22 protein-coding genes are annotated in these 25403 nt (G+C 66.0%); 10 read left to right on the top strand and 12 right to left on the bottom strand.

What is annotated here, in order from left to right:
* Window positions 1-490: 490 nt before the first annotated feature.
* Window positions 491-3124: a rifamycin-inactivating phosphotransferase gene (rph, locus tag AKJ09_RS31465; protein WP_146655719.1), complete on the top strand. Its 2634-nt coding sequence runs from the start codon at window positions 491-493 to the stop codon at window positions 3122-3124.
* 22 nt (window positions 3125-3146) lie between these two features.
* Here rph and AKJ09_RS31460 read toward each other — a convergent pair whose 3' ends face one another.
* Window positions 3147-4070, bottom strand: a complete 924-nt coding sequence (locus AKJ09_RS31460; protein ID WP_146651556.1) for an RNA polymerase subunit sigma-70 — start codon at window positions 4068-4070, stop codon at window positions 3147-3149.
* A 50-nt stretch (window positions 4071-4120) separates the two neighbouring features.
* Here AKJ09_RS31460 and AKJ09_RS31455 point away from each other — a divergent pair, with 50 nt between their 5' ends.
* A complete protein-coding gene (locus tag AKJ09_RS31455; RefSeq protein WP_240488646.1) occupies window positions 4121-4582 on the top strand; it encodes a Rossmann-fold NAD(P)-binding domain-containing protein in 462 nt (153 codons plus the stop codon).
* 43 nt (window positions 4583-4625) lie between these two features.
* Here the strand turns inward: AKJ09_RS31455 and AKJ09_RS31450 are convergent, their stop codons facing one another.
* The 3 genes from AKJ09_RS31450 to AKJ09_RS31440 form a co-directional block, all read right to left on the bottom strand.
* Entirely contained in the window at window positions 4626-5060 is a 435-nt protein-coding gene (locus AKJ09_RS31450) for a hypothetical protein (RefSeq protein ID WP_146651554.1), read from the bottom strand.
* 84 nt (window positions 5061-5144) lie between these two features.
* Complete coding sequence (locus AKJ09_RS31445) at window positions 5145-5540, bottom strand: DUF1801 domain-containing protein (RefSeq protein ID WP_146651553.1); 396 nt, start codon at window positions 5538-5540, stop codon at window positions 5145-5147.
* A 64-nt stretch (window positions 5541-5604) separates the two neighbouring features.
* The gene (locus AKJ09_RS31440) at window positions 5605-6648 is read right to left on the bottom strand and encodes a hypothetical protein (RefSeq protein ID WP_205633855.1); all 1044 of its coding nucleotides are present in this window, start codon (window positions 6646-6648) and stop codon (window positions 5605-5607) included.
* Between the two features lie 73 nt (window positions 6649-6721).
* On the opposite strand from AKJ09_RS31440, the gene AKJ09_RS31435 reads away from it, so the two are divergent.
* Window positions 6722-7531 carry an alpha/beta fold hydrolase gene (locus AKJ09_RS31435; protein ID WP_146651551.1) on the top strand — a complete coding sequence of 270 codons (810 nt, stop codon included), beginning with the start codon at window positions 6722-6724 and terminating at the stop codon, window positions 7529-7531.
* Between the two features lie 10 nt (window positions 7532-7541).
* Here the strand turns inward: AKJ09_RS31435 and AKJ09_RS31430 are convergent, their stop codons facing one another.
* From AKJ09_RS31430 to AKJ09_RS31410, 5 genes are all read right to left on the bottom strand, one after another.
* Window positions 7542-9035, bottom strand: coding sequence for an IPT/TIG domain-containing protein (locus AKJ09_RS31430; protein WP_146651550.1), 1494 nt, complete (start codon window positions 9033-9035; stop codon window positions 7542-7544).
* Between the two features lie 84 nt (window positions 9036-9119).
* Window positions 9120-9989 carry a class I SAM-dependent methyltransferase gene (locus AKJ09_RS31425; RefSeq protein WP_205633854.1) on the bottom strand — a complete coding sequence of 290 codons (870 nt, stop codon included), beginning with the start codon at window positions 9987-9989 and terminating at the stop codon, window positions 9120-9122.
* A gap of 87 nt (window positions 9990-10076) precedes the next feature.
* Complete coding sequence (locus tag AKJ09_RS31420; RefSeq protein WP_205633853.1) at window positions 10077-10499, bottom strand: DoxX family protein; 423 nt, start codon at window positions 10497-10499, stop codon at window positions 10077-10079.
* Window positions 10500-10543: 44 nt separating this feature from the next.
* On the bottom strand, window positions 10544-11398 hold the full coding sequence (locus AKJ09_RS31415; RefSeq protein ID WP_146651549.1) for an NAD(P)H-binding protein: 855 nt from the start codon (window positions 11396-11398) through the stop codon (window positions 10544-10546).
* Between the two features lie 32 nt (window positions 11399-11430).
* On the bottom strand, window positions 11431-12303 hold the full coding sequence (locus AKJ09_RS31410) for an NmrA/HSCARG family protein (protein ID WP_146651548.1): 873 nt from the start codon (window positions 12301-12303) through the stop codon (window positions 11431-11433).
* 83 nt (window positions 12304-12386) lie between these two features.
* Between AKJ09_RS31410 and AKJ09_RS31405 the strand changes: the two genes are divergently transcribed.
* Complete coding sequence (locus AKJ09_RS31405) at window positions 12387-13304, top strand: LysR family transcriptional regulator (RefSeq protein WP_169928019.1); 918 nt, start codon at window positions 12387-12389, stop codon at window positions 13302-13304.
* Window positions 13305-13332: 28 nt separating this feature from the next.
* Here the strand turns inward: AKJ09_RS31405 and AKJ09_RS31400 are convergent, their stop codons facing one another.
* Window positions 13333-14235, bottom strand: a complete 903-nt coding sequence (locus AKJ09_RS31400; RefSeq protein WP_146651546.1) for a trypsin-like serine protease — start codon at window positions 14233-14235, stop codon at window positions 13333-13335.
* 66 nt (window positions 14236-14301) lie between these two features.
* On the opposite strand from AKJ09_RS31400, the gene AKJ09_RS31395 reads away from it, so the two are divergent.
* Genes AKJ09_RS31395 through AKJ09_RS31385 form a run of 3 tightly spaced genes read left to right on the top strand, consistent with a single transcriptional unit; the run spans window position 14302 to window position 16654 of the window.
* Window positions 14302-15570, top strand: a complete 1269-nt coding sequence (locus tag AKJ09_RS31395; RefSeq protein WP_146651545.1) for a helix-turn-helix transcriptional regulator — start codon at window positions 14302-14304, stop codon at window positions 15568-15570.
* Window positions 15571-15613: 43 nt separating this feature from the next.
* Window positions 15614-15823, top strand: coding sequence for a hypothetical protein (locus AKJ09_RS31390; RefSeq protein WP_146651544.1), 210 nt, complete (start codon window positions 15614-15616; stop codon window positions 15821-15823).
* Window positions 15824-15835: 12 nt separating this feature from the next.
* Window positions 15836-16654 (top strand): hypothetical protein, encoded by an 819-nt coding sequence (locus AKJ09_RS31385; protein ID WP_146651543.1) that lies wholly within the window; start codon window positions 15836-15838, stop codon window positions 16652-16654.
* Between the two features lie 24 nt (window positions 16655-16678).
* Here AKJ09_RS31385 and AKJ09_RS31380 read toward each other — a convergent pair whose 3' ends face one another.
* Window positions 16679-18916, bottom strand: a complete 2238-nt coding sequence (locus tag AKJ09_RS31380; protein WP_169928018.1) for a formylglycine-generating enzyme family protein — start codon at window positions 18914-18916, stop codon at window positions 16679-16681.
* A 245-nt stretch (window positions 18917-19161) separates the two neighbouring features.
* On the opposite strand from AKJ09_RS31380, the gene AKJ09_RS31375 reads away from it, so the two are divergent.
* The 3 genes from AKJ09_RS31375 to AKJ09_RS31365 all read left to right on the top strand — a co-directional run bounded on the left by AKJ09_RS31375 (window position 19162) and on the right by AKJ09_RS31365 (window position 23966).
* The gene (locus tag AKJ09_RS31375; protein ID WP_169928017.1) at window positions 19162-20175 is read left to right on the top strand and encodes a CE1 family esterase; all 1014 of its coding nucleotides are present in this window, start codon (window positions 19162-19164) and stop codon (window positions 20173-20175) included.
* A 219-nt stretch (window positions 20176-20394) separates the two neighbouring features.
* Window positions 20395-22797, top strand: coding sequence for an FG-GAP repeat domain-containing protein (locus tag AKJ09_RS31370; protein WP_146651540.1), 2403 nt, complete (start codon window positions 20395-20397; stop codon window positions 22795-22797).
* Between the two features lie 179 nt (window positions 22798-22976).
* Window positions 22977-23966 (top strand): hypothetical protein, encoded by a 990-nt coding sequence (locus AKJ09_RS31365; protein WP_146651539.1) that lies wholly within the window; start codon window positions 22977-22979, stop codon window positions 23964-23966.
* A 9-nt stretch (window positions 23967-23975) separates the two neighbouring features.
* On the opposite strand, the gene AKJ09_RS31360 is transcribed toward AKJ09_RS31365, so the two are convergent.
* The gene (locus AKJ09_RS31360) at window positions 23976-25343 is read right to left on the bottom strand and encodes a peptidase associated/transthyretin-like domain-containing protein (protein WP_146651538.1); all 1368 of its coding nucleotides are present in this window, start codon (window positions 25341-25343) and stop codon (window positions 23976-23978) included.
* Between the last annotated feature and the right edge of the window lie 60 nt (window positions 25344-25403).

The following is a 25403-nucleotide window of genomic DNA, read 5'->3' as shown; positions in this document are numbered from 1 at the left end:
TGCTTCAACGGTGCGAAATTAGGCCGCGTTTTCGCACGGAGTGCCACCTTCTCCGTCAGGGGTCGAACCGTCGAAAATTCGCTCCGAGCCGTGCCTCGGAGTGGACGACGCGGGCTTTGACGCTTCGCGGCGACCGCGCTCCTCGCACGTCTCGCGCCCCTCTCGCCAAGCTACGCCATGAGCCCGACGGATGGGTCGGGCTTGAACGCGGCTTGAACGCGGCAGGGAATGTCGACCGCTGCGCGAGAGGACCTGCACGCTCGCCATCGACCGAGCGCTCGTCGAAATTTCGCTCGCGCCCACCACTCACGAGGCGTGATCGCACGAAACGAGAGAAACAGAGCAACCCCCGCCTCTCTCCACTTCCAATTTATGCCAGAACCGGGGGCTTGCGGCAAGCCCCGGGTCATGCCGCACAGTCCCCGCCCGTCCGCGAGAAGCGACAGGAGCGAGGATCGAAATGCACGACGAATCCGAACGCGACGTGGCCATGACGAAGCCTGCAGTTGTGGTCGCCGGAAGAGAGCGGACGGACCGCTACGTGGTGAGGTTCGAGGAGGTCGATCAGACGCAAATACCGCTCGTCGGCGGCAAGGGCTCGCACTTGGGAGAGCTTTCGAGGATCGACGGCATTCGCGTGCCGGCTGGCTTTTGCGTGACGACGGACGCCTTTCAGCGGCTCATGGCGGAAGCGCCGTCGATCGACGAACGACTCGAGCGGTTATCGCGCCTCGCGCCGGATGACAGAGAGGCGATTCGCGCGCTCAGCGAGGATATCCGCCGGACGCTCGAAGGAGTCACCATTCCCGACGATCTGGCGACGGCGATCACCTGCCCGCTCGCCAAGCTCGGCGCGCAGGCCGCCTACGCCGTCCGATCCAGCGCGACGGCGGAGGACTTGCCGACAGCCTCCTTCGCGGGTCAGCAGGACACGTACCTGAACGTCGTGGGCCCGGAGGCGATCCTCCAGCACGTGAGCCGATGTTGGGCCTCGCTCTTCACCGAGCGCGCCGTGACCTACCGCCTGCGCAGCGGCTTCGATCACCGCAAGGTGCGTATGGCCGTGGTCGTGCAGCGGATGGTCTTCGCGCAGTCGGCCGGCATCCTGTTCACGGCCGATCCCGTCACCTCGAACCGGAAGGTCACGTCGATCGAGGCCAGCTTCGGCCTCGGCGAGGCGCTGGTCTCCGGCCTGGTGAACGCGGACGTGTACAAGGTACGGAACGGCGAGATCATCGCCAAGACGATCGCCACCAAGCACCTTGCCATCCTCGCTTCGCCGTCAGGCGGCACGCACCAGCAGGCGATCGAGCCGGAGCGGCAGACGCTAGCTGCGCTGACGGACGCGCAGGTCGTGCGGCTCGCGGAGCTCGGTCGGAAGGTCGAAGCGTACTTCGGCTGCCCCCAAGACATCGAATGGTGCCTGGTCGACGATGACTTCCAGATCGTCCAGAGCCGGCCGATCACCACGCTGTTCCCCATCCCCGTAGCCGCCGACAAAGAGAACCACGTCTACATCTCCGTCGGACATCAGCAGATGATGACCGATCCCATGAAGCCGCTGGGGCTCTCGCTGTTCCAGCTGACGGCCATGCCGATCATGCACGAGGCCGGCGGGAGGCTCTTCGTCGACGTCACCCGCGCCCTGGCTTCGCCGGCGAAGCGCGCAGGCCTCCTCGAGCTCATCGGAAAGACCCATCCGCTCATGAGCGATGCGCTGCAGAGCATCCTCGAACGCGACGACTTCATCGGCGTCATCCCGGACGAAGCTCCCGCCACGGCGCCGGCGGCCGCCGCAAAAGCCCCGATCGAAACGGATCCGGCCATCGTCGCCGAGCTGATCGCGCACAACGAAGCCTCCGTTGCTGCCTTGAAGAACGACATCCACGCGAAGTCCGGGCCCGCGCTCTTCGACTTCCTCCTTTCGGACATCAAGGAGCTGAAGCGCCTCTTGTTCGATCGGCAAAGCCATCAGGCGATCATGGCGGGAATGGAGGCCACCTGGTGGCTCAACGATCGGCTGCAAGCTTGGTTGGGCGAGAAGAACGCGGCCGACACGCTCACGCAGTCCGTCCCCGACAATGTCACGTCGGAGATGGGGCTGGCACTCCTGGACGTCGCGGACGCCATCCGTCCGCATGCGGAGGTGGTGGCTTTTCTGCAGCACGTCGAGGGCGACGGCTTTCTGGGCGAGCTGCCCAATCTCCCCGGGGGACGCGAAGCGCGAGATGCCATTCAGGCCTATCTCGAGAAGTACGGAATGCGCTGCGCCGGCGAGATCGACATCACGCGGCCGCGCTTTCGCGAACGCCCCACCACGCTCGTGCCCATCATCCTCGGCAACATCAAGAATTTCGAACCAGGCGCCGGCAAGCGTCGTTTCGAACAAGGGCGACAGGAGGCCGAGAAAAGGGAACAGGAGCTCCTGGAGCGCTTGCGCGCCCTGCCGGACGGAGAGCGGAAGGCCGAAGAGACGAAGCGGATGATCGACCGGGTTCGGACCTTCGCCGGATATCGCGAGTATCCCAAGTACGGAATCATCCGTCGCTACGACGTCTACAAACGAGCCTTGTTGGAAGAAGCCGAGCGCCACGTGCAACGCGGGGTGCTCCGTGAAAAAGAAGATATCTTCTATCTCACGTTCCAGGAGCTTCACGAGCTTGCGCGCACCCGCGGATTGGACGAGACGCTCATCGGCCAGCGCAAAGACGCGTTCAGGTGCTATCGAGCGCTCACGTCGCCGCTGGTGGTCACGTCGGACGGCGAGATCGTCGCCGGCTCGTACCGACGCGAGGACGTCCCTGCCGGCGCCCTGATCGGCCAGCCGGTCTCCGCGGGAATCGTCGAGGGCCGCGCCCGCGTCATCCTGGACATGGCAGAGGCCAATCTCGAACCGGGCGACATCCTCGTCACCGCCTACACGGACCCGAGCTGGACGCCCCTCTTCGTCGCCATCAAGGGCCTGGTGACCGAAGTCGGCGGTCCGATGACCCACGGCGCGGTGATCGCCCGTGAGTACGGCTTACCCGCCGTCGTGGCGGTGGAGCGCGCCACCCAACTCATCAAGGATGGGCAGCGCATCCGCGTGCACGGAACGGAGGGTTACGTCGAGATCCTCCCCTAGCCGTACCTAGGACGAATCGACGTCATCCACCGGACTTGAGCCCCCCCTCCCCGTTGAAGGTCGGCGAGAGGCCGAATCGCTGCATGAGGCGTGGATCTTGGAAGACCACGTTGCGAGAGATGCCGCGCGGGGTGACGTCGAGCACTTGCAGCGTGTGGAGCGTGTGGGTTCCGTTCCCGCTCGCGACGTACGCTGCGAACGCGAACTGGCCATTGGCCGCGGTGACCGCGACACGCCAGTCGTGACCGCGCATCTCGAAGACGCGCTCCACGAAACGCGCGTAGTCGGCGCGGCCGCGAAGCCAGATCGCGAAGGGCGGCATTTCGAGCAAGGCTTCTTCCGTCAGCAGCTCTCGCAGAGCGGCGATGTCGGCGCGCTCGAAGGCGGCGACATACTTTTCGACGAGCGCCCGCCGTTCGGGAGCTGTGGGTTCGAGGACGTCGTCCGGCCCGATCTGCGCGTCATTCAGCTGCGCGCGCGCTCGCTGAAGCCCGCTATTCACGGCAGCTACGGTCGTCTCGAGGGCTTCGGCAACGTCGGTGGCCGGAACGTCGAGGACCTCGCGAAGCAGCAGAATGGCACGCTGGCGCGGCGGCAGGAGCTGCGTGGCGGCGACCACCGCGAGCCTCAGATGGCCACGCGCAAGGAGTGCTTGTGCGGGATCGGTCGAGCTCGTGCCGAAGAGCGCATCGGGAATCGGCTCGAGCCACGGAATGTCGTCGACTCCGCGAGCGAGCGGGGCGTCACCGGTCGTGGGTGGCAAGCCGAGGCCCGAGGGGAGCGGCCGATGACGCCGTCCTTCGAGGGCGTTGAGACACGCATTGGTCGCGATCCGATGGAGCCACGTGCGAAGCGAGGCCCGATGTTCGTCGAAGCGATCGAACGCCTGCCAGGCACGCACCCAGGTCTCCTGGAGCACATCCTCCGCGTCTGCGATCGAGCCCATCACTCGACGAACAAACCTGGGAGACCTTCGATCGCGTCTGGAGCACCGACGTGAAGGCGACGCTTCACGGGTTGCAAGCCGCGTTGGCGGTGCCGATGGCGCCTGGGAGCCGCGTCATCGCGATGTCGAGCGGGGCAGCGATCGTCGGAGCGCCGCTCTCGGGCTCGTATGCGGGCGCGAAGCGAATGATCTGGCTGATGGCGCGGGATGCGAACGCGATCGCCAAGGAGCGCGGATTGTCGATTCGCTTTCAAGCTCTCCTCCCCATGCAGCTCATGGCCGATACGCGCCTCGGACTCGCGGTCGCCAGCGAATATGCCCGCCGCCGCGGGATCTCGGTCGAAGCGCACGTCACCGAGCGCTACGGCACGATCATGAACGCGCGCACCTACGGCGAACGTGTTGCCGAATGGCTCGACGGCCCGCAGGCGAACGGCATCGCCTTCGGCGTCGGCGAATCGGGCGTGCATCTGATGGAGGAGCCGTCCATCGCCCCGCGTCGCAGCGCATGATGCGATCGACCGAGGGCTTCACCGTCGGGTCTTTGCGCCTCGGCTACGAGCCCTTCTTGCAGTAACTGCCGCCGCACGCCGGATCGCCGCCACACGTGCAGGCGACCTGGCCATCGTCCCTGGTGCGCTCCATGCACTCGACGCTGGGCGGGTAACAAGGGGGCTGGTAGCAAAGCTCGCCCGCGGCGCAGTCTTCGCCCGTTCGACACGCCTTTCGCATGCAGCCATCGGCATCGATGGGAAAGTTCTCGTTGCCGAAGTAGACCGTTTCTTGCGAGGCCCACTGGGTGGCATCGCTGCAACGGAAGGTGGGGTCAGGGTTGCAGGCATGCTTCCTGATCGCGCCGACGGTCGGCCCAATGACAGGCCCGGAGTCTGCGCTCCCCTGCGGGGTGTCACTGTCAGTGCTACAGGCGCTCAGCGCCACCAGCACGGCAAGCAACCCCGGAATCAAGCACGAAGACCGGATGGCATGCATGTAAACGTTCCCACACGCTATCAGTGCGTCGACATTCGAAGCAACGGCACCTCCTCGAGCTGCGAATCCCGGCCGCGTAACGCTTTACCACTCGCCGAGCTTCTCGAGGACGCCGCGTCGCTTGACGACGTTCTTGTAGTCCCACTGAATCTTCTTCGCCTTGCGCAACCACCGCGCAAGCTTCGTCACCTTGATCTCGTCCACGCTCGTGTAGTGCACGTGGGCCGCCTTGAACGTTCCCTCGGGGAGAAGATCGGGCTCGTCGAACGAACGCCCGCTCCAGAACAGAAGCTGCACGCCCGCCTTACGAACCGCATAGCCGACGATCGGGTTTCCGTCGTCGAACCACACGGGGTGTCCGTGCCAGATCTTCTTTTCCGCCTTCGGAAGTCCCTTGTCGATGTGCCGCGCAAGGGCAGCACACGTTTTCTTCTCGTTGGCCGCCTGGGCGTTGTTGTACGCGGCGATCGTGCTCGGCATCGGTGCCGATTCTACTCCAGGCACGGAGACTGGGAGCCCCGACCTCCACGTCTCGAGCACGCGCTCAGCGATAGGGCGCGGGGGACGTCGAAGCGACGAGGACGGCGTCGAGTGCTGCAATGACCTCCTCGTGATCCGGGGTGAGGCCTTCGAAGGCGAGATCCATCGTCTTCGTCGTGCCGTGCAGCCCGAGCAAGCAGCGAGGCATCGTCTCCGCGAGCGCTCGGATGCCATCCGGCGGAGTCCCGGTGATCACGAAGGCGCTGCTCTCGCCCCGCTCCATCGTCCATTCGTCGACGTTCGGCTCGTCGATGGAGAGCAGGGTGAGCGCGACCTCCTCCTCCACGCGTATGGACAGGGTGACCGTCCTCGAGCGGAGCGTACCCTGCGCGACGCGGTCAACACCGCACGCCAGCTGGGGAGGTCCGTCGACCGACAATCCGAGGCGCTCTGCAAGTCGTACCGGACCTCGCAAGAGCGCATGCCAGCGGAGGACGAGCTGCTCGGCGAAACGAATCATGGCCACGAGCGCCTCGCTGTCGTCCTGCTCTCCCTCGCGCTGAAGGGCGAATCGCTCGCGCTCCAGATCGAACTGGCCCCCACGAGCGACGAGTCTTCGCGTGCTGGGGTCGAGGAACTCGAGCGCCAAGGCCCGCGGCGAGCCGCTCACGTGAACTTCGGCGTCGAAGTCCTTGTCGCCCGTCGGCAGCTCGCCGATCCCGAGCTTACGCGAGACCTGCGAGACGATGTCTCGCGGCTCGCAGCGGATGCGCGCGAGCTCGCTGCCGCGCAGTGAGCCCGTGACGATGCGGGTGACGACGGCCGACGACTTTCCCCGACTCTCTTCTTCGTTGAAGAGCTCGATCGGGACGTCTTCGATGGTCGAGCGGATCCGTCGCTTCGGTATCTCCAGAAGGCGGCGAGGCTTCAACTCCACCTCGCCGCCGACGCGTCGCGCTGCCCTCCTCCAGGCTTCGTCGCTTTGAGGATCGGCCGCTTTCGAGGACAAGTACTTGAACGCAACGACCGTGCCTGCGATGGCGAAGACGAGCGCGAAGTCGAGCATCGTGAGCGCAAGCCTACCAGCGATGCAGGAAGACCTCCGCATGCCGTTCGGTTCACTGGAAGAAACATGACATGCGAACTGGGCTCATCCCGCGTATGGTCTGCCCGGAAATTCGATGACGATCTGGAACCGTGCAGTCTGCGAAACGAACGGCGTCCGCCTCCACTACCTTCGAACGGGAGGTGACAAACCTCCTGTCGTCTTGCTCCATGGCTTGATGGGCAGCGGCGCCTGCTGGACTCCCCTGGCGCGCGCGCTCGAGGGTGAGTTCGACGTGATCATGCCCGATCTGCGAGGGCACGGCGATTCGAGCGCGCCGGACCACGGGTACCGGTACGACGATCACGCAAGCGACGTCGTGGGCCTCATCCGCGGGCTGGGCCTCTCTCGTCCGATCCTCCTTGGCCACTCGATGGGCGGCATGACCGCCGCGGTGGTGGCGAGTCGAGGTGAGGGACTCCTCCGCGGCCTCGTCCTGGTCGACCCGACGTTCTTGAGCCCCGAACGCCAACGCGAGGTGCACGAAAGCGACGTCGCCGAGCAACACCGCAAGGTCCTCGGCCTGACGAAGTCCGAGCTCGTTGCGCAGGCCCGAGCGCGAAACCCGCATCGCTCGCCCGAGATCGTCGAACTCCAGGCCGAGGCCAGACTGAAAACCCGCATGAGCGCCTTCGACGTGCTCACGCCGCCCAACCCCGTGTATCGCGAGGTGATGAGCGCGATCGACGTTCCGAGCCTGCTCGTCATCGGCGACAGTCCCGTCGTCACCATGGACATGGCAACGGAACTGCGCGCCCTCAACCCACGCGTGCGAATCGAGGAGATCCAAAACGCCGGGCACGGCCTTCCGTTCGAACAACCCGAGCACCTGGCAGAGGTGGTCGCGTCGTTCCTGCGTGACCTGGTGCAAGGGGTCGCCGCTTAGCTCCCGGCGGTCATCTCCCGCAGCCCCCGACATACAGAAGGTAGCGGCGGTCCATCGGCGGGAGTGTCGGCTCCTCGAGAGGAGACTTGGACGGCTGCGCGCTCAGCACGACGACGAAATCGGTCTGCGCCGGCACCTTGAAATGCATCACGTCCACGACGCCGCCATTGGTATCGGCGAGGTAGTTCGCTTGAATGTCGTTCGGATCGAAGCTGCCGAGATACGCGGCAGCGTAGAGCGACGACCCGTTGCCACCGCCAGGAAAGGGCGTCGTCACCACGCGCGTGGAGATGCACGATGCCGTCGTTGACCGATTCCTGAAAACGTACGCGTCGTACGGAAAGTCCGATGTCGAATCGACCACGGCACTCGGCGGCCGCGGCGCCTCACACGTGGGAAACGTGTACGCCTGGTCCGGCGGCGTGTTCGGCGGGTTCACGTGCGACGCGAAGAGCCCTTTCTGGTTCGGCGCGCCGGTCAGCAACTCCCCGACGATGGGATCGCGGGTCGTGCCGACGGCGAAGGCTTCGGGATCCTCGGGCTCGAAAGCATTCGTGCACGCGAGAGGTGCCGCCGACGAGCCGCCCCCATTCGAGGGGCCGCTGGCCTTGCATTGCAGGCTCGTGTCAGCCCTTGTTGCAGGCAACGCCGGGCACGTAAATTCGAATTCCAAGGTCAGCGGCGAGGAGAAAAACGGCGGCATCTCGCTCGTGACGACCAGGTTGTAGAGGCCCGCGGGCGCGCTCGGTAGGGTCGCGGTGAGCGTTCGGTCGTCGACGACGACGACGTTGGTGGCCCGGTAGGCAACGTCAGCGACGTTCGCGGATGCCGGCTCGAAAACGACGTCGAGCGGACCTGCGCCCGTGAAGCCCATTCCCTCGACCGTTATGGTCGAACCGCCCGTCGTAGGCGCGGTCCGGGGCGCAACCCCCGTCGACAGGAGTCCGCCACAGTTCGTTGCAGCAAGTCGATATCCAACCGACGTCGTTTGCGTGGCAGCGCCACTCAACGCGACTACGAAGTTCGTGCGCGCGGGTACGTGAAAGGAAAAGTTGTAGACGGCTGCGTCGTCCGCCCCGGCATCGGCGAGGTAGTTCGACCTGATGTCCGTCGCATCGAAAGAGTCGAGGTACGCCGCGACCTGCAGCGTCGAGCCGGCAGCTCCATCCCGGTAGACGGTGACCGAGACGCACGACGCGACGTTGTACCGGTTCTCGAACGCGTACGCGTCGTAGTTGACGTCGACGGACGTGTTCCGTGTGCCAGGTACCCCCTTCGGCGCTTCGCACGTCGAGGCGCTCCCGGGAACGAAGCGGCCCTTTTGCGTCGAATCGCCGGCAGCGATGTTCCCGACGACTTCGTACGCGGGATTGTCCGGTACGAGGTTCGGCTCTGTCAGTGGGTTGTACAAGCAGATCCGCGGTCCGTCCGGGTACGCGACGCCCGACCAGGTGACAACGACGAGCGCGAGCATCCTGATGAGTCGGATTACGACACGCTTCATGGCCACGCCCCCTCCCCTGGTGACCCAACAGCTACTGCTGCAAGGGAAAGGCCGCGGCGTCTCGCGCAGCTCGTGCAGAGCTGATCACGGCACGGCCGCTCGCGTCCGAACGTGAACGATGGTGGGCGGCACGCTTCGCAAGACTGGGATTCGAGAGAAGAGGCGCAGGTAGACCGAAAGAGGACCGCGAAACGCGCCGTACGGCGTCGTCTTTACCGTCGCGATCCGACCGCTCCAGCCGCGCAGAAGTGGCTCGATCGCGTCAGCACTCACGCCCCACGGCATGGGCGGCGTGGTGTAGTGCTCGGTCTTCGCGAAGCCTTCGAGCGTCTTCTTCGAGAACCACGGCGGGATTGTGTCGAACATGAGCTCGACGCCGGGGAAGCGCTCGAACATCGCGACGACGAGCCGCCGAACGTCCTTCTCATCGAAGTACATGAAGAGGCCTTGCGCCGTGACGAACACGCCTCGCGTAGCGTCGACCTGGTCCATCCACGAGAGATCGAGCGCGCTCTTCCGAACGTGTCGGCACCGGGAGGTCGCGGGGAGGAATCGCTCACGAACGTCGAGAGCCACGGGAACGTCGACGCAGAGCCAGTGCACCCTGCCATCGTCGCAGCGCTGAAACTGAGTCTCCAGCCCGCACGCGAGCTCCACCACGGTCCCTCCGGGATGCGCGGAGAGCCAGGAGCGGAGGGCTTCGTCGAAGACGACCGAGCGCATCGGATGCGAGCTGTCCGGCCTGCCGAAGCTCCTCTCGTAGTCGTACGCAATCGAGTCGTAGATCCGCACGGCCTCCGGATCCTTCAGCCGTGCGTCCGGGCGTTTCGATTCACGCGCCCGATTGTGCAGTGTCCAGAGCATCGTCTCCGGAATGCCGCCGAGGTCGACCTTCACCGCCGCCGCCGCCACCGCCGACCGCGCGGCTTCGTTGTGCTCGCTCTCTTGGTTCATGCGCAGCTCCGATCGTAGGCAGCGATCGGAGCATGCGCTTGAATGCAACGGCGGAGGGGATTGGTTCGTCGAAAGCGGCCCCGCGGCTCAACGTCCGAGCAGGTGCGCGAGCTCCTCCCGTCGTCCCCAGACGACGAAGCCCGCAAGCAGAAGCAGCACGACCGGTGCAGTGGGAGGGCTGTGCAAGACGAACAGGTGGGCGAAGATGGCGCCGACCATGATCATCGCGAGCAACGCGGCGCCGACGCTGCGCGTCTTCGGCACCACGATCAGCACGGCCCCGGCGAGCTCGAGGATGCCCGTCACGTATCGAAACCACTGTCCGATGCCGACCGCGTTGAAGACCGCGACCATCTCGGGCTTTCCCATCAGCTTGGCGGAAGAGGCGCCGAGGAAAGCTAGCGCAAGCAACACCTGCACGCACCATAGTGCGATGTTGAGGCCCTTTCCCGGCCTCGCGCTGACGTTCGACGCATTGCTCGTCGCGGAATGAGTCATTGATTGAGTCATGTTCTTTTCCCTCCGTTCTCGATGAGTTCTCGAGCAAGCGGCATTCATGCCAAGTACTTCGTCGCGACGTCGATGAGCCGTCGGGGCTGCCGTCCCGCGAGACGCGCAACGTCGCCCGTCGTGATGTCGAAAGCTCCCTTGGCCCACATGTCCTCGATGCTCGCGATAGCGTCGATGACCACGGGTGGGAGCCCCGCGGCCTTATAGCCGCCGAGAAGCTGCTCGAGCGGCACCTGCACGAACGCGAACGGCTTACCGGTGACCTTGGCCACCATCGCCGCTCGCGCCGGTCCGTCGAGCGTCTCGGGGCCCGTCGCGTTGTAGATCGCGCCGTGGTGTCCTTCTGTCGCGATGAGACCGGCGGCGGCGGCGGCCACGTCTTCACGCGCAACGAAGTTCACCGGCGTCGAAGAGCTCGAAGCGTACACGCCCTGCGCGAGAGACATCTTCGCTCGGTCGAGGAAAGACTCGTCGAAGAACGCCATACGCAAGATCGACCACTCCTTGGCCGAGCGCATGAGCGCTTGCTCGGGAACGAAGTACGACTCCCAGAGGTGCGGAAGCTCGGCGAAGCGGGTGCCGACGCCCGACACGTATGTGATGTGCCGAACGCCGGCCGCGACGGCCCTGTCGATGGCGGCGCAGGCCTGCTTCGACCGCTTGGCGGCCGTCATGTCGGTCGTCGGAATGACCACGAGCTTGTCGAGCCCGCGGAAGGCCTCCGTGAGCGTCTCCGGTTTGTCGAAGTCGCCTGCGCGTGTTTCGACCTCGAGCGCCGCGACTTTGTCGGGGGTACGCGAGATCGCGACGATGTTCGATTTGGGGCCCAGGCGGGCCTTGAGCTCGCGGACGGTGGCCGAGCCGAGGTGACCGCTTGCGCCGCTTATTCCGATGTTCATAGCTGGTTCTCCTTCGGAGGTTGAAGGAAGCCCTATGCGGCTTGGAGGAGCATGTTCCAGTCCTGTGCCTTCGCCCACGACTCGAAGTCGTGGAAGGAGACGTCCGGGAACTCACGGCGGAGCGCTGGGCCATCGAACGTGTAGCCGACACGGTCGAACCATTCGTACATCTTGACGCCCTCCTCACCCATGTGTTGGCGGATGACCTCCATCGGCACCTGGAAATAGGTGAATGGGCGACCGGTGACACGCGAGAGAATGGCGACGACGTCCTTGCCGGTGAGCTCATCGCCCCCGAGGTCGAAGCGCTTGCCTGCGAAGCGGCCTGGGTCTTCGAGGAGGCGAACGCCAACGGCCCCGATGTCCGCGACGGCGACTTGTGCGAGCCTTCTCCCCTCGGGCAGCGGCGAGGCGTAGATGCCCTTCGCGAGCTGCTCTTTGCCGAAATAGAGGTTCTCCATGAAGTAAACGGGCGCCAGAATCGTGGCGCGTACGCCGATCTCGGCGATGTGCTTTTCGACTTCGTACTTGCTGTCGAAGTGCGGAATGCCCGTGTGCCGATTGGCGGAGCCGGCCGAGGTGAAGACGAGATGTACGCCCGCGGCCTTGGCCGCGTCGGCGGCGGAGATGCCTTGTTTCGTCTCGGCTTGCGTCCCTCCTTCGAATGGCGTCGTCATCGCGAAGAGGGAGGTCGCACCTTCGAGCGCGCTCGTGAGGGCGGCTGTGTCTTCGAGTGACGCGCGAACGAGCTTGACGCCCGCGTTTGCGAGCTCCCTCGCCTTCGCGGAGTCGGTATTGCGCGTGACCGCGCGAACCTCGTGACCGCGCTCGAGCAAGCCCTTCACTACAGCGCCACCTTGTTTACCCGTGGCTCCCGTGACGACGACGACGAGCTTCTGACCCATGACCCACGCCTCCTTCCCTTGCGACAGTGATAGTCATTCCGATGCGTGGCGACGCGGGCGAGGACCGTGGGATAATGTGTCCCATGGCTGGGACAATCGATATCGGTGCCGTCGAGCTCTTCGTACGGGTCGCCGAGCTTCGGAGCTTTCGAGCAGCAGGGGATGCGCTGGGCGTGCCGCGTTCGACGGTGAGCCGACGGGTCGCGGAGCTCGAGAGCGCGCTCGGCACGCGCCTCTTCCACCGAACGACCCGTCACGTGGAGCTCACGAGCGCGGGGAAGACCTACCTCCGCGCGTGTGGTCCAGCGCTCGGGACGATCATGGAGGCCGGGCGCGCGCTCACGACGAGGTCCGAGGAAACGGCCGGGCTATTGCGTGTGACTGCGCCGCCGACCCTCGCCGAGACGTTGCTCGGCGAGGCCGTCGCGGAATGTCTCGCGCGTCATCCGCAGATGCGATTGGAGCTCGTCCTCACCGATCGACATGTGGATCTCGTGCAGGAGAAGTTCGACCTCGCGTTTCGAACGGGACCCCTGAAAGACACCTCCGTCGTGGCACACGAGCTAGGGCGCGGACGGAGGCGTTGCTTTGCGAGCCGCGAATACCTGCGCCAACGTGGGACGCCGCTTACCCCGCGGGATCTCGGCCGCCACGAGTGCATCCTCTTCACGCCGTTCGCGCCAGGAGGGCGCTGGACGTTCCGTTCTCGCGGTCGTGCCACGGAGGTGCCGGTACGCGGACGGCTCGTCGTCAACAGCATCCCACTCGCGATCGACGCCGCGGCGCGAGGGCTCGGCATTGCCTGCCTTCCGGAAGGGGCGGTCCTCGGAGGCCTCGCCGCCAATCAACTCGTCGAGGTGCTCGAGGCGTACGCGCCGCCAGCGCGGCCCGTCTATGCGGTGCATGCTAGCGGCGGTCGCGTCTCACCCGCTGCGCGAGCATTCCTCGAGATCGCGAGGACACATCTCGAGCGCCTTGGCGGGCATGCCGCGGCGACGTGAGATTGATCGCGACACTTCCCCTCGGCGGTCAGAGAGCCTTCTGGCCCTCGACAATGCCCGCTTCGACGAAATCGCGAAAGCCGAACATGGCTTCATAACCGTTCAAGAACTGGGTGCCGCGCTGACAATCCGTAAGGCCTTGGGTGACGCTGCCGACGTAGATGCCATGGAGCAATGGCATGTCCGGATCGCCTGCGATGGCGGGACTGCCCTCGTCCCCATCACCGTGGCAGAGAGCGCTGTTGCCCGTCGGGTGCACCTCGAAGATCGGATCGCCGCCGAGATTGACGTTGAATTCGACGCACGCATTGGCGCTCACCCGTTGCGCGCGCGACGTGCGCCCGTCTTGCGGCGTGTGATACCCAATCGCGTGGTAGTCGCACCCTGCGGCGGCCTTTTCGGTCGGCAGCGCGGCGGGGGTAATCCCGCGAATCGGCGCGGCGAGAACGAGCGTGGCCACATCGAAATTGCGGAGATAGTATTTCACGTCCAGTCGACCTTCGGGCGCGGGATGGAACTGCGGATGGATCTGCCGCGAGACGACGGCGACCGGCATGGAGGAGCGCCCGCAGGACTCGCAGCCGGCATCGCCCGTACCGAACGCCCAGACGTCGTCGGAGGCGTTCAGCACGCAGTGGGCCGCCGTCACGACGACGTTCGGGGCCACCAGCGTCGCTCCACACGAAACGGGCGCTCGCTTCGCCGCGTCGAACGTCGCGCCGTGAACCAGGTAGCCCGCCGCAGGCCAGCGCGCATCCGGTCTGCCTCCGACGAGGTCGTTCGCCGACGATGACGCGTCGTCCGTGGACTCGGCGCTCGAACAAGCGGCCAGCGCACTGACCGCGACGAGCGCGCCCCAAAACCGTCGCCGCGCGATCCCCCTGTCGTCCTTCATCTCCACACATTCCCCCACGGTCGGCACGATCGCCATGGTCACTTCGAGGAGTGCTTTGCCTTCTGACGGCAAAGACGATGCAGCCTGCTAAACCACGAAGGCTTGCCCTCGCCTTCCTCGATCCTCACGCGAACCGCGCTTGCCACCGTCGAAGCCGCCTATTCGCTCGAAGGCGACGACGCTGCGTGGCTCGAGCGCCTGCTTCGCGTCGCGCGCCTGGATCTCGATCGAGGTTTCGGCCTCTACGCCGCCACCGGACGCATCGAACGCGGCCATCTTTTCCCACGCCCGCCGTTCGTGTCGGTCGACCTCGACCCAGCTTGCCGTCGCCACGCGCTCGCACTCCACGGCACGATGCCGTGCCCGATTCTCGATGCCTTCGCGCCGCGTGCCGTCGTGTGCGGCGCGCTCGACGAGGCGTGGCCGCGCAAGCTATCCGGCGCGCAGCTTTACCGCGACGGCATGACAGGCGCGCGCGTGGTCGACGCGTTCCTCCTCTTTGCGCAGGACGGCGAAGGCGGCGCCGTGAAGATCGTCGCCCCTTCGACCACAGCCATCGTGACCCATCCGAGAACGCGCGCCCTTTGGGGACGCGTCGCGATGCATGCCGCCTCCGCGTTGCGGTTGCGACACCGCGTGGCTGCGAACGAGTCCGCATGTGCCGTCGTCGACCCCGACGGAAGGCTCCACGAAGCCTCTGGCGAGCTCGCCCGCGATCGCTCGCTCCGCGTTCGTCTCTCCCGCGCCGTCAAGGACGCCGAGCACGCGCGGACCGCGTTGAAACAGGATCCCGAACGCGCTCTCTCGATCTGGAGCGCGCTCTTGGCGGGGCGCTATTCGGTCGTCGATCGATGGGAGAGCGACGGGCGGCGCTATCTTGCCGTCTACAAGAACGATCCGCGCATCCCTGATCCGCGCGCGCTCGGGGCGACCGAACGCGCCGTCGTGGAGCTGGTCGCGCTCGGGGCGAGTACGAAGGAAGCCGCGTACGCGCTAGGACTCTCCACGGACGCCGCCGCCAAGGCGCTCGAACAAGCGCGTAGAAAGCTCGGCGTGAAGAGCCGCGGAGAGCTCACGCCGTTCGTCGCAGGGGATCGCGCCTCCCTCTCCGTTCGCGTTGGAACGGCGCATCTCGACGTGCTCGTCGCGAACACGAAGATGAACCCCGAAGCGCTCGCCCGGCTCACGGAGGCCGAGCGCGAAGTCGCGAGCGCCGTCTCGAGAGGCCTCGACAACGCCGCCATCGCGCTTGCTCGAGGAACCTCGGTGCGCACGATCGCCAACCAGCTGCGGCGCATCTTCGAGAAGCTCGGCGTGAAAAGCCGCGGCGAGCTCGGAGCCCGCCTCTTCCGTTGGTCACGCGAGGCGTGAGCAGCTGCCGCGCGAGCTCGTCGACATCGTACTACGCGGCGCGATGGGCCAACCGGTCGTTCGAAGCAAGATCGTCGTCCGGGCCGACGCTGCGGGCGGCCTTTGCCTGGTGCACACGCGACGGGTCACCATGGTCGACCGGATGACCGCACGCGAGCGTGAGATGGCGGAAGCAGCTGGCAAGCTGACGGACCAGGCCGGGAAGTCGAACGCCGTCTCTCGCTCTTCCAGGTTCCACGCGATCGGCTTCTGATAATTCCTAGGGATGCGCGAGCTCAGTGCTCTCTTCATCGTCGTGGCGGCTTCGACGGCGGCGTGTGGTGGTGGCGGCGGTGCGGCGCCCTCTCGTCCACCCGAATCCACAGCATTCGTGCAAGATCCCGCACGACCGAATGTCGTGAACGGAATCGAGGGCATCGTGGACGGGGCTCCCGAGATTGGGTTGAACGACGGCCGCGAGGTCACGCTCGATGGCTCGAAGGTCGGGGAAGCCGGTCCGAAGAAGAGCGATGGGCTCGGGCGCGCACTGCAGCTGAAGAAGTCCTCCTCGGGTCGGGTCGCGTATGCATTCGGTCCCGAGACGCAGTGGACGGTGGTGAGGGGCCTCCTCGACACTGCGGCGAAGGCTGGGTATCCGCACGCCTCCTTCGTCACGCGTGTCGTGCGAGAGGGGGTCGCGCGCCCCGGCCATCTGGATGTCGAGGTCGCAACCGAGAAGAAGACGACGTCCGACCGTGAGCTGCACGTCAGCCTCTCGTCACGCGGGGCGGTCATGCTGAGGTGGCTCGAGGGAACGAAGCAGATAGGCGAGGTGGTTCCGACGGATGCAGTCGTCACCCGTCTCGCCAGGCCCGTCGAGCGAGAATGGAACGACAGGGGGCTGTTCCATGAGCCAAACGACAAGCGCTTCGATCAAGTCATCCTTCACGTCGAGCCCGACACTCCCTACATCCTCGTGCTGACCGTGCTCGACGCGATCAGCGGAACGAAACGAGGCAGCGTTCCAGCGTTCATCGTGAACCTGCCGGCCGAGGACAAAACGCCAGAGCACACGATAGGTTCGCCGTCGTCGAAGCCTCGTTGACGATGCAATGCTCCGCAGCGCGCGTTACGGCGCGCTGCGGGCGCAGCGGACGCCGTAGCCCATGAAATGGGACTCCGGGTATGCGTCGCGGGCGTAGCGTCCGGCGGCGCGCTGTCCGGTCGCGTAGTCCGCAAAGAAGTGCCCGCCGCGGAGGACGCGGTAATCCGCCTTCTTCAGGTTCGCGTAGTTCGAAGTCTGGGACTTCGAATACGGACCGTACCAATCGAGCACCCACTCCCAGACGCTCCCGTCCATGTCGGAGTGCCCCCAGCGGCCGTCGCCCTTCGGCGAGACATTTCCGACCGGCATCGGGGGTCCACCGCCGACCTCCTTTCCGCCGCTGCACATGTTGCCGTACGTGACGCCGGGGCCGTTGAGGAAGTTGGTGAGCGTGCAGTCGGGCGCGGCGTTGCCCCAGAGGTAAACGCGGTTCTCGTCACCGCCCGTGGCGGCGTATTCCCACTCCGCTTCCGTCGGAAGCCGTCCGCCGTCCCAAATGCAGAACGCGAAGGCCTCGTACCAGTTCAGGCAGTCGATCGGCCGATCGGCGTCGCCGTCCGCGGGATCGTCGGTCCACGTCTGATAGGCGGCTTCGGTATAGTGATACCAATTGATCGTCGAGCCGCAATTGAGGTGAAGGTTGTCCCGGAACTCCTCCTGATCCTTCGGGAGCTTTGTGTTCCACGCCGAGTCCCAACCACTGCCCGCGACAGCAGGGTTCGCGCCGGCTCCAGCGGGCGGCACGGTGGTCGTGTTCGTCCCGTAGGCGTTCACGAAGGTGCGGAATCGGCCCACCGTGACCGGGAATTTGTCGAGGGCATAGGCGGAGACGGTCATCGCATGTTCCGGCAGCTCGTCCTCGGCGCAATAGTTCGCGCCGTTGGGGCATCCGGGCAGCTTCGACTGGCAACCGACGGCCCCGCAGTCTTCGGTTCCGCGTCCCATCGGAAAGGTCCCCGCCGGGAGCGTCGGGCTCGTGCAGCAGCTCGTGCCTTTGCACGAGAGATTCGCGGAGCAGCTCTGTCCGTTCTGGACGTGGAACTCGGTATTCGGCGGGCCGGGATCGCGCGGCGGCAGCTTCGCGTCGCTGAGCCAGCCCGGACCGCTCGGCGTTTTCGAAGCGCTTCGCGCGCAGCGAATGCCCGTGTACGCGGTGTGATGCTCCGCGCGTAGGCCGTTTTCGCGACCGGCCGCACGCAGGTCGTCGTTCGCCGTCACGTCCATCGCGTAATAGCCACCGCGGATGATGCGAAAGCTGACGTCGCTGAGCTGTGCGTAGTTGTCGTGCGGCGCGCTCGCCGGCAGCGGGTTCCACGGCGAGTCCGAGTAATCCTTCGACCCGTCGAGCACCCACTCGTAGAGGTTGCCCGCGAGATCGGCGTGACCGTAGCGGCCGTTGCCCGCCCCGTACGAGCCCACCGGCGCGATGCCGATCTTGCCCTTCGGGCCGCAGGCCTTGTCCGGACCGCCGAAGTTGGCGCGCGTGCAGTCCGGCGTCGCGCTTCCCCACGGGTAGAGGAGGTTCTTGTCTCCTCCCGCCGCCGCGTATTCCCACTCCGACTCCGTGGGCAGCCGTCCGCCGTCCCAAACGCAGAACGCGAAGGCCTCGTACCAACTCACGCAGTTGATGGGCAGGTTCTCGTTTGCCCCGGGCGCGTCGGTCCACGTCTGCGTGTCCTCGCTGCACTTCAAGCGGCGCCTGAGCAGCGCTTGATCGTCGGGCAATCGGACGTTCCATCGGCTGTCCCAACCGCTGTTCGGGACGGCTGCATTGGCGCCGCTCCCCGTAGCCGGAACGGTCTTGGTATTTCCCGAATACGAGCTGACGAATTCGCGAAATCGGCTGACGGAGACTTCGTATTTGTCGAGCGCGAACGGCGCCACGGTCATCGGGTGCTCGGGGATCTCGTTGCCGGCGCAGCCGTAGCCCTTGGGGCACCCGACGTTCCACCATTCACCGCTCACGCACCCGGGGCTCCCGCACTCCTCGGTGCCTCGGCCTTGAGGGAAGGTCCCGCCCGGGACGAGGAGGCTCACGCAGCAGCTCTCTCCTCCGCACGTCGCGGTCGCCGGGCACGTCTCCGTCGGCCGTCCCACAGGGACGCCGCCGTCTCCGCCGTTCGCGCCCGGTCCGCCGGCGGGGTTGCCGTTCCCGTCCGAGGCACCGATGTCCCCTTCGCAACCGTAAATACCTGTCACGCTCGCGCCGAGGACGAGCACCAGGCCGACCGCTCGTTGCCACAAGATTCGACGCTGGCTCATCACTCGCTCCATTTCGTCCACGAGACCGACCTTCAATCGTATTCGCGGCCCATCGTGTCGCGTCAAGGAACGACTCGTTCCGCTCGCGTCGTTCGTCGTCCGTTGCGGTCGCAAGACAGAGACGACGGCTGTGTAAAGCATGAGTCGCATTCGAGTGCGCCTTGCGAAGACGTCTTGCTGGCGACAAGGTCGATTGCGACAGGTGCGCGCTCGCGCCGTCGCAACCATTATCTCACGAGGGTTGAATGCATTCACCGAATTGGAAAGCGTTGGTGCTGGTCGGCGTGATGCTGATGGCATGCCTTCAATGCGGGCGCGATGGCGACAGCTCGGAGCCGTCGGCGAGCCCGACCGCGGGTGGCGACGATCACACCATCTCTGGTGACTCCGGTGACGCGTCGGCCGGCGACGTCGCGCAGCGGCCGGCCGGTGACGCGGGGCCCGTCGACGAGGGCGGAAAGCCGCCGGCCGACTCACGGAGCACGGGCTGCGGGACGCCCGGAAAGACCGGCAGCTTCCACCTGACGACGACGGACGGCAAAGGCGCAACGCGCGACTACGCCGTGCAGGTGCCGTCGACGTACGATGCCAAGACCCCGCTCGCCGTCACGTTCGTCTATCACGGCGCGGGGGGCAACGAGCAGGCGGCGGAGTCTTTCGGGCTGCAGGACGCGGCAAAAACATCGAGCGCCTCTATCTTCGTTTTCCCGCAAGGAGTCGAATTCGAGAACTACGGCGTCGGCTGGGACGACTCGTGCGGTGGTTACGACATGGTCTTCTTCGACCACATGCTCGAGGAGCTCGAGCAACAGTATTGCATCGACACGGCGCGCGTGTTCGCCGCGGGCTTTTCGTGGGGCTGCGATTACGTCACTGGCCTACGCTGCTGCCGTGGAAGCCGTCTCCGCGCGATCGCCGCGGCGTCCTGCGCCGACGAGTTCTCGAACGCCGCCGACTTCAAGACGTACGCCAACATGCCCTGCCCCGACGTGGGCGTGGCCGGCATCCGCTTCACGCACGATGCCAAAGGCGACGGCGCGTACTCGCAGGAGCAGTTCACGACGACGAGCGCACTCTATCGATCCTTCAACGCCTGCTCGGCCACGTCGACGGCGACCTCGCCGAGCCCCTGCGTCAGCTACCAAGGCTGCGCGAGCCCGTTCGTGGAGTGCGCTTACCCCGGGCTCGGGCACACCCTGCCGGAGAATTGGGCGAGCGACACGTGGGACTTCTTCGCGAGCTTCGCGAGCGTCCATTGAGCTCGGACGCGTTGGCGGCTCCCCTTGCCTTTTCAACTCGGACGCTCAGGCGCAAACTGACCAGAATACGCTCAAACGGCCCCAAGACTCCATCGATATATGGATATGGGGGACAGCTCGTTTTGAGGTCGCGTCCGCCAGGGTCATGGCGGCTCACCTTACTCCGGCACGTTCTATGGCACCTTTTCTGGCGTGGCGCGCCGCACTAGCATCGCGCTGGTGAAGCGCGCTTTTGTCTTGGGCCTCGTCTCTCTCCCTTTGCTCGCCGTCGCGGCGGCCTCCTGTGGCGACAGCACCCCCGCCAGCACCACCCCCGCCGGCGCAGACAGCGCGACGGATGACGCGTCGACGAGCACCGGCGGCAACGACGGCGGGGGCGCCGACGTGTTCGACGGCGGACCGAACTGCACCGACGGTACTTCGTGCGGGGATGGCGGCGTGTGCGTGAACGGGGCGTGCTGCGCGACCGGCATTGCATGCGGCGATGCGTGCTGCGGCGCGGGCGACGTATGCAACTTTCAGAAATGCGAGAAGCCCGGCAGCGAGTGTGTCGACACCACCGACTGCGCCGAAGGATTCTTCTGCGATTACTCGCTCGGTACGCCGGCGGACACGGGTGCGGGCGGAGGCGCCTGCATGGCCGGCGCCGCGCAGCAGAAGGGCAAGTGCCTGAGCCTGCCGCCCAACTGCGCGCCCAACGCGGATCCGGGCACGTCGGCCGCGTGCTTGTCCAAGTGCGAATACAAGCCGGCGACTGACGACTGGAAGCCGGTGCAGAAGTACTCGTGGGGAGGCGTCGCCAACGGTTACCCGAACGACGTGGTGATGGCGCCTATCGTCATCAACCTCGATGACGACAATTGCGACGGCAGGGTCAACCGGAACGACATTCCCGAAATCGTCTTCAGCAGCTTCGCCAGCGGCGCCTACTTCAAGCGGGGAACACTGCGCGCGATCTCCATCGTCGGCGGCGAGCTCGTCGAGAAGTGGTCGCGCCCGAACGCGGTGCAGCCCAGCGGCGGCCTCGCCGCGGCCGATCTCGACGGCGACGGCGTCCCCGAGATCGTCGGCTGCATGGATCCCGGCCCGAGCGGCACGAGCTGTTGCGATGCGATCGCGCAGAACACCGGCGTCGTCGCTTTCCGAGCGGACGGCACCAACTTCTGGACGCAGACGGACACCACCCAGGTGCACTGCGGGACCGAGTCGCCCGTCATCGCCGACTTCGATCAGGATGGAAACCCCGAGGTTCTCGTGGGCTGGACGATCCTCGACGGCAAGACCGGCGCCGTGAAAAAGGTCGTCGACCCGAGCAACACGGTCAACTCGTGGGGCGTCAAGCTCACGGGCGTGGCCGATCTCGACGGCGACGGGAAGCTCGACATCACGGACGGCCAACGTGCTTATCGCGCCGACGGAACGGTGATCTGGGATCTGAGCACCGGAACGAACACGGTGGTGAAGGGCTATCACGCCATTGGCGATTTCGACAAAGACGGCAAGCCGGAGGTCGTGATCGTCTCCAGTGCCGGGCCGCACACCATGCAGCTCGTGAAGTACGATCCGATGAGCGCAAGTGGCGCGCGGGTGATCCGCAAAGGCATCGACATCAACAACGGCGTCAGCACGAAGACCACCTGCGGCGGCGCTAGCGAGTACGGCGGCGGCGCGCCTACGGTGGCCGACTTCGACGGCGACGGCACCCCCGACGTGGGCGCCGCCGGTGCGGTCGGCTACGTCGTGTTCAGCGGCGCGAAGATGATGGATCCGAACGTGGCGGACAATGCGCTCGTCCTCTGGTCCAAGCCCACGCACGATTGCTCTTCGGGCGTGACCGGCAGTTCGGCCTTCGACTTCAACGGCGATGGCAAGGCGGAGGCGCTCTACTCCGACGAGCACCACTTCTCGATGTTCGACGGCGTCACCGGGCAGAACCTCATCCCGACCACGTGCAACACCAGTGGCACGTTCTGGGAGTATCCGGTGGTCGCCGACGTCGACAATGACGGTCAAGCCGACATCATCGTCGCCTCGAACGCGTATGGGATGACGTGCCCGGACGACGGCTCAAAACAGTCCGGCATCCGCGTCTTCGGCAGCGCCTCGGGAAGCTGGACGCGCACACGCCGGATCTGGAACGAGCACACGTACCACGTCACCAACGTCAGCGAGGACGGCAAGGTCCCCGCCGTCGAGCCGTCGAACTGGGCGCAGCCGGGGCTCAACGACTACCGGTTCAACCGCCAGTCCGGCAGCGCCTTTGCCGCGCCTGACGTCGTCGTCCGCGTAGCCCCGCAATGCAGCGGCGCGTACGGGATGGTAGCAACCGTGCGCAACGTCGGTAACGCGCCGCTGCCGGCCGGCGTCGCGGTGGCGTTCTACACGGGCACGGCGCCGAACGGCACGCTGCTCGGAGCGAGTTCGACGACGAAGGCGCTCTATCCGGCCGAGGCCGAGAACGTTGTCCTTCCCCTGCCCGACGCCCCGGGCGCGGTCACGAACGGAACAACGCCAGTCTACGCCGTCGTCGACGACGCGAATCCGACGCACGCATGGCATGAGTGCCGCCAGGACAACAACACGTCCTCGTCCGTCTCCGGAAAGTGCGATATCGGGAAGTAGCCAATCGAACGCGAGACCACAAAAGCGCGGAAGCTCCGGTTCCCTCGGGGCGAGGACATGGCGAGCCGAACCGTTGCCGCGGGCCCCGCAAGGACGCGCTCGCATCGTCATCGACGTGGCGCCGTCGACGTGCGACGCTTCTTGGGCGACGCATGGTCCGACGGCCGCCCGGATGCGCCATGAAGGCGATTGCAACCGGACCGCTCCTGGCCGGAATTCTGCTCTCGTGGCCTGCGCACGGTGCAGAGAGCGCGCCGACGAGACTCTCCCTGAACGTGCACGCCGCTTGTACGGACGAGGCTGATTTCTGGCGTCGCGTGAACGCTCGAACGCTTCGGGTCGTCGCTGGCGAGGGAGAGGAAGCGCTCTCCGTTGCGCTCGAAATCGAGAGCAGCGGCGCCCGGACGAGGGGCACGATACGGATTCACTCGAGCGCTGAGCCCGGCGAGTCCGTGAGGCAGGTGGAGGGAGCGAGCTGCGAGGACGTCGCCGACGCCCTCAGCCTCGTCGTCGCGCTGACGTTCGATCCGGACACGCTCGCCGCCTCCCCCGCTCCGCTGACCGAGGCACGCCCTGCCGAACACGCGAAGCCCACCCCGGCGCCGACGCCACCGCCGACGACGACGACGACGTGGGCCCCCGAACCGTCGGCGGCCGACCAATGGCGGATCTTGGCCGGGGCTCGTGGCACCCTCGCCGCGATCGACGAGCTTCCGCTCGGTGCAGGGATCTTCGTCGAGGGCGCGCGCGAAGCGGGGTTGGACACGCGCGCGTTCCGGCTCGGGTTCACGATGCTCGAAACGACCGTGACGCGGGACGAAAGGTCGGCACATTTCCGCTGGTTCCTCGGCACGGCCGAGGTGTGTCCACTGCGGGTTCAGAGCGGGCCAATGTCAGTCCTTCCGTGCGCGGGAGTGGCGGCGGGAGCCCTCTCGAGCTCACTCGTTCACCCGGCCCCGAGCGACCACGCGTTCCTTCGCCCGTGGCTTTCGCCGCGAGCCGTCGTGCGCGGCAGGCTCGCCTTCGCTGGGCGTGTCGGCCTCGAGCTCGACGCGGCGCTCGACGCCGCCATCATCCGCGACAGCTATGCGTTCAAAGGCCTCCGCGCGTACCGCATCCCGATCATCGTCCCGACGGCGAGCCTCGGTCTCGTCGTCGAGCTGAGATGACGTGAGAGCTCACTTCGGTGGCTCCGGTGGCTGCTCGATCGGCTGCACGCACGAGGACAAATCGAAGAAGAGGAACTCGAGCGCCTTCTGCTGACCGGTGAGCCCGCCCGGCCCCATCGGGCAAGACCAGATATTCGCCGGACCTGCCGCGCCCGTGATGTGGACATCGCTGAAGACCGCGCGCCCGCATTGCTGGTCTTCCTTCGCATACATGGGCGTGTTGAAGCTGAAGAACTTCGGCGCGTCGGGGTTCGAGATCCACGTGGTTGCAGGACTCCTCACCCGCGTGATCGAGTTGGTCACCTGGGTCAATGGGACCTTGCCGAGGGTGGACGACCCGCCCACTTCGACGAGCCAGCGGGCGAGCATGTCCCCACGAGGAAAGGACATGTTGATGTCGTAGTCGCCGCTCGGGGTTTTGGGGTCGCCCCAGACCGCGATCTCGCGGAACTCGTACGCGGGTGAATACTTGAACCAGGTGTAATGAAAGTGCGTCGCGAACACGCGACCGCCGGCGTTCAGGTAGTCGTACACCGGCTGGCGATCTCTCTTGTTCTCGAGGTGCTCGTCGCACTCGCAGGAGAGGAGCACCATGTCGTACTTCTTGAGCTGCTCCGCGTCGCTCCAGAACGGCTCCGCCGGTGCCCCCATCCTGCCCGCGTCGCCCTTGAAGACATGCACGTGACCTGAGCCGCCGTGGCCGTCGACGAACTCCTTCTCGTCGATCCCCACCCCGCGAAGCATGCACTCGAGAGCGTCGCAGCCGCCCGTCGTGACCGCGATCTGGGGCATGTCGCCTTCGGCCCCGTTCCTCGGCAGCTTGAGCGTGCCGTCGGGGATCTCGTTCTCCGCGCACGCGTTCTTGACCTCGATCTCGAACCTGCGGCGCCACTTGCCGACCTGGATGACGACGGGCACGTCCGTGTCGATCGGAACGTTCTCGAGCGTAAACTCGCCCTTCTCGTTCGTGACCGCACTCGCCAGAGGGTGCACGATGACGCTCGCGCAGGTCTCGCACACGACCCCGTTCACCGTGGAGTCGGACAGAGCCGGAAGCGCCTCCCCGGGCTTCAGGTCGGACGGGATGTAGACCTGGACGTTGGAGAGAGGGTTCGCTCCCGATGGATCGTAGACCTTGCCCTTGAGCGTCGTCGTCGGGCCGTCGTCGCAATCCGCCACCTTGCACGCGAGCTCCGTGCATGGGGTGGGATCCCCGAGGCTCCCGCCGCTTCCACTGCCCGCATCCGAATCCACGACGCCGGCCTCATTTTCGGCCTCGGGGACGAACGCCTCACGTGGCGGGTTGGTGCTGCAGGCGACGATGAGAGCAGTGGCAACGAGCGCAAACGGCGCGCCGTCAATGAATCCGTGGCGCATACGGGAATCCTCCTTCGTTCGGTCTCGGTGAATACCGCTCGCCCCTCCGGAGCCGTCGAG

This window comes from Labilithrix luteola, from assembly GCF_001263205.1.
Taxonomy (GTDB): Bacteria; Myxococcota_A; Polyangia; order Polyangiales; family Polyangiaceae; genus Labilithrix; species Labilithrix luteola.
This window is presented reverse-complemented; position numbering and strand designations above follow the sequence as displayed.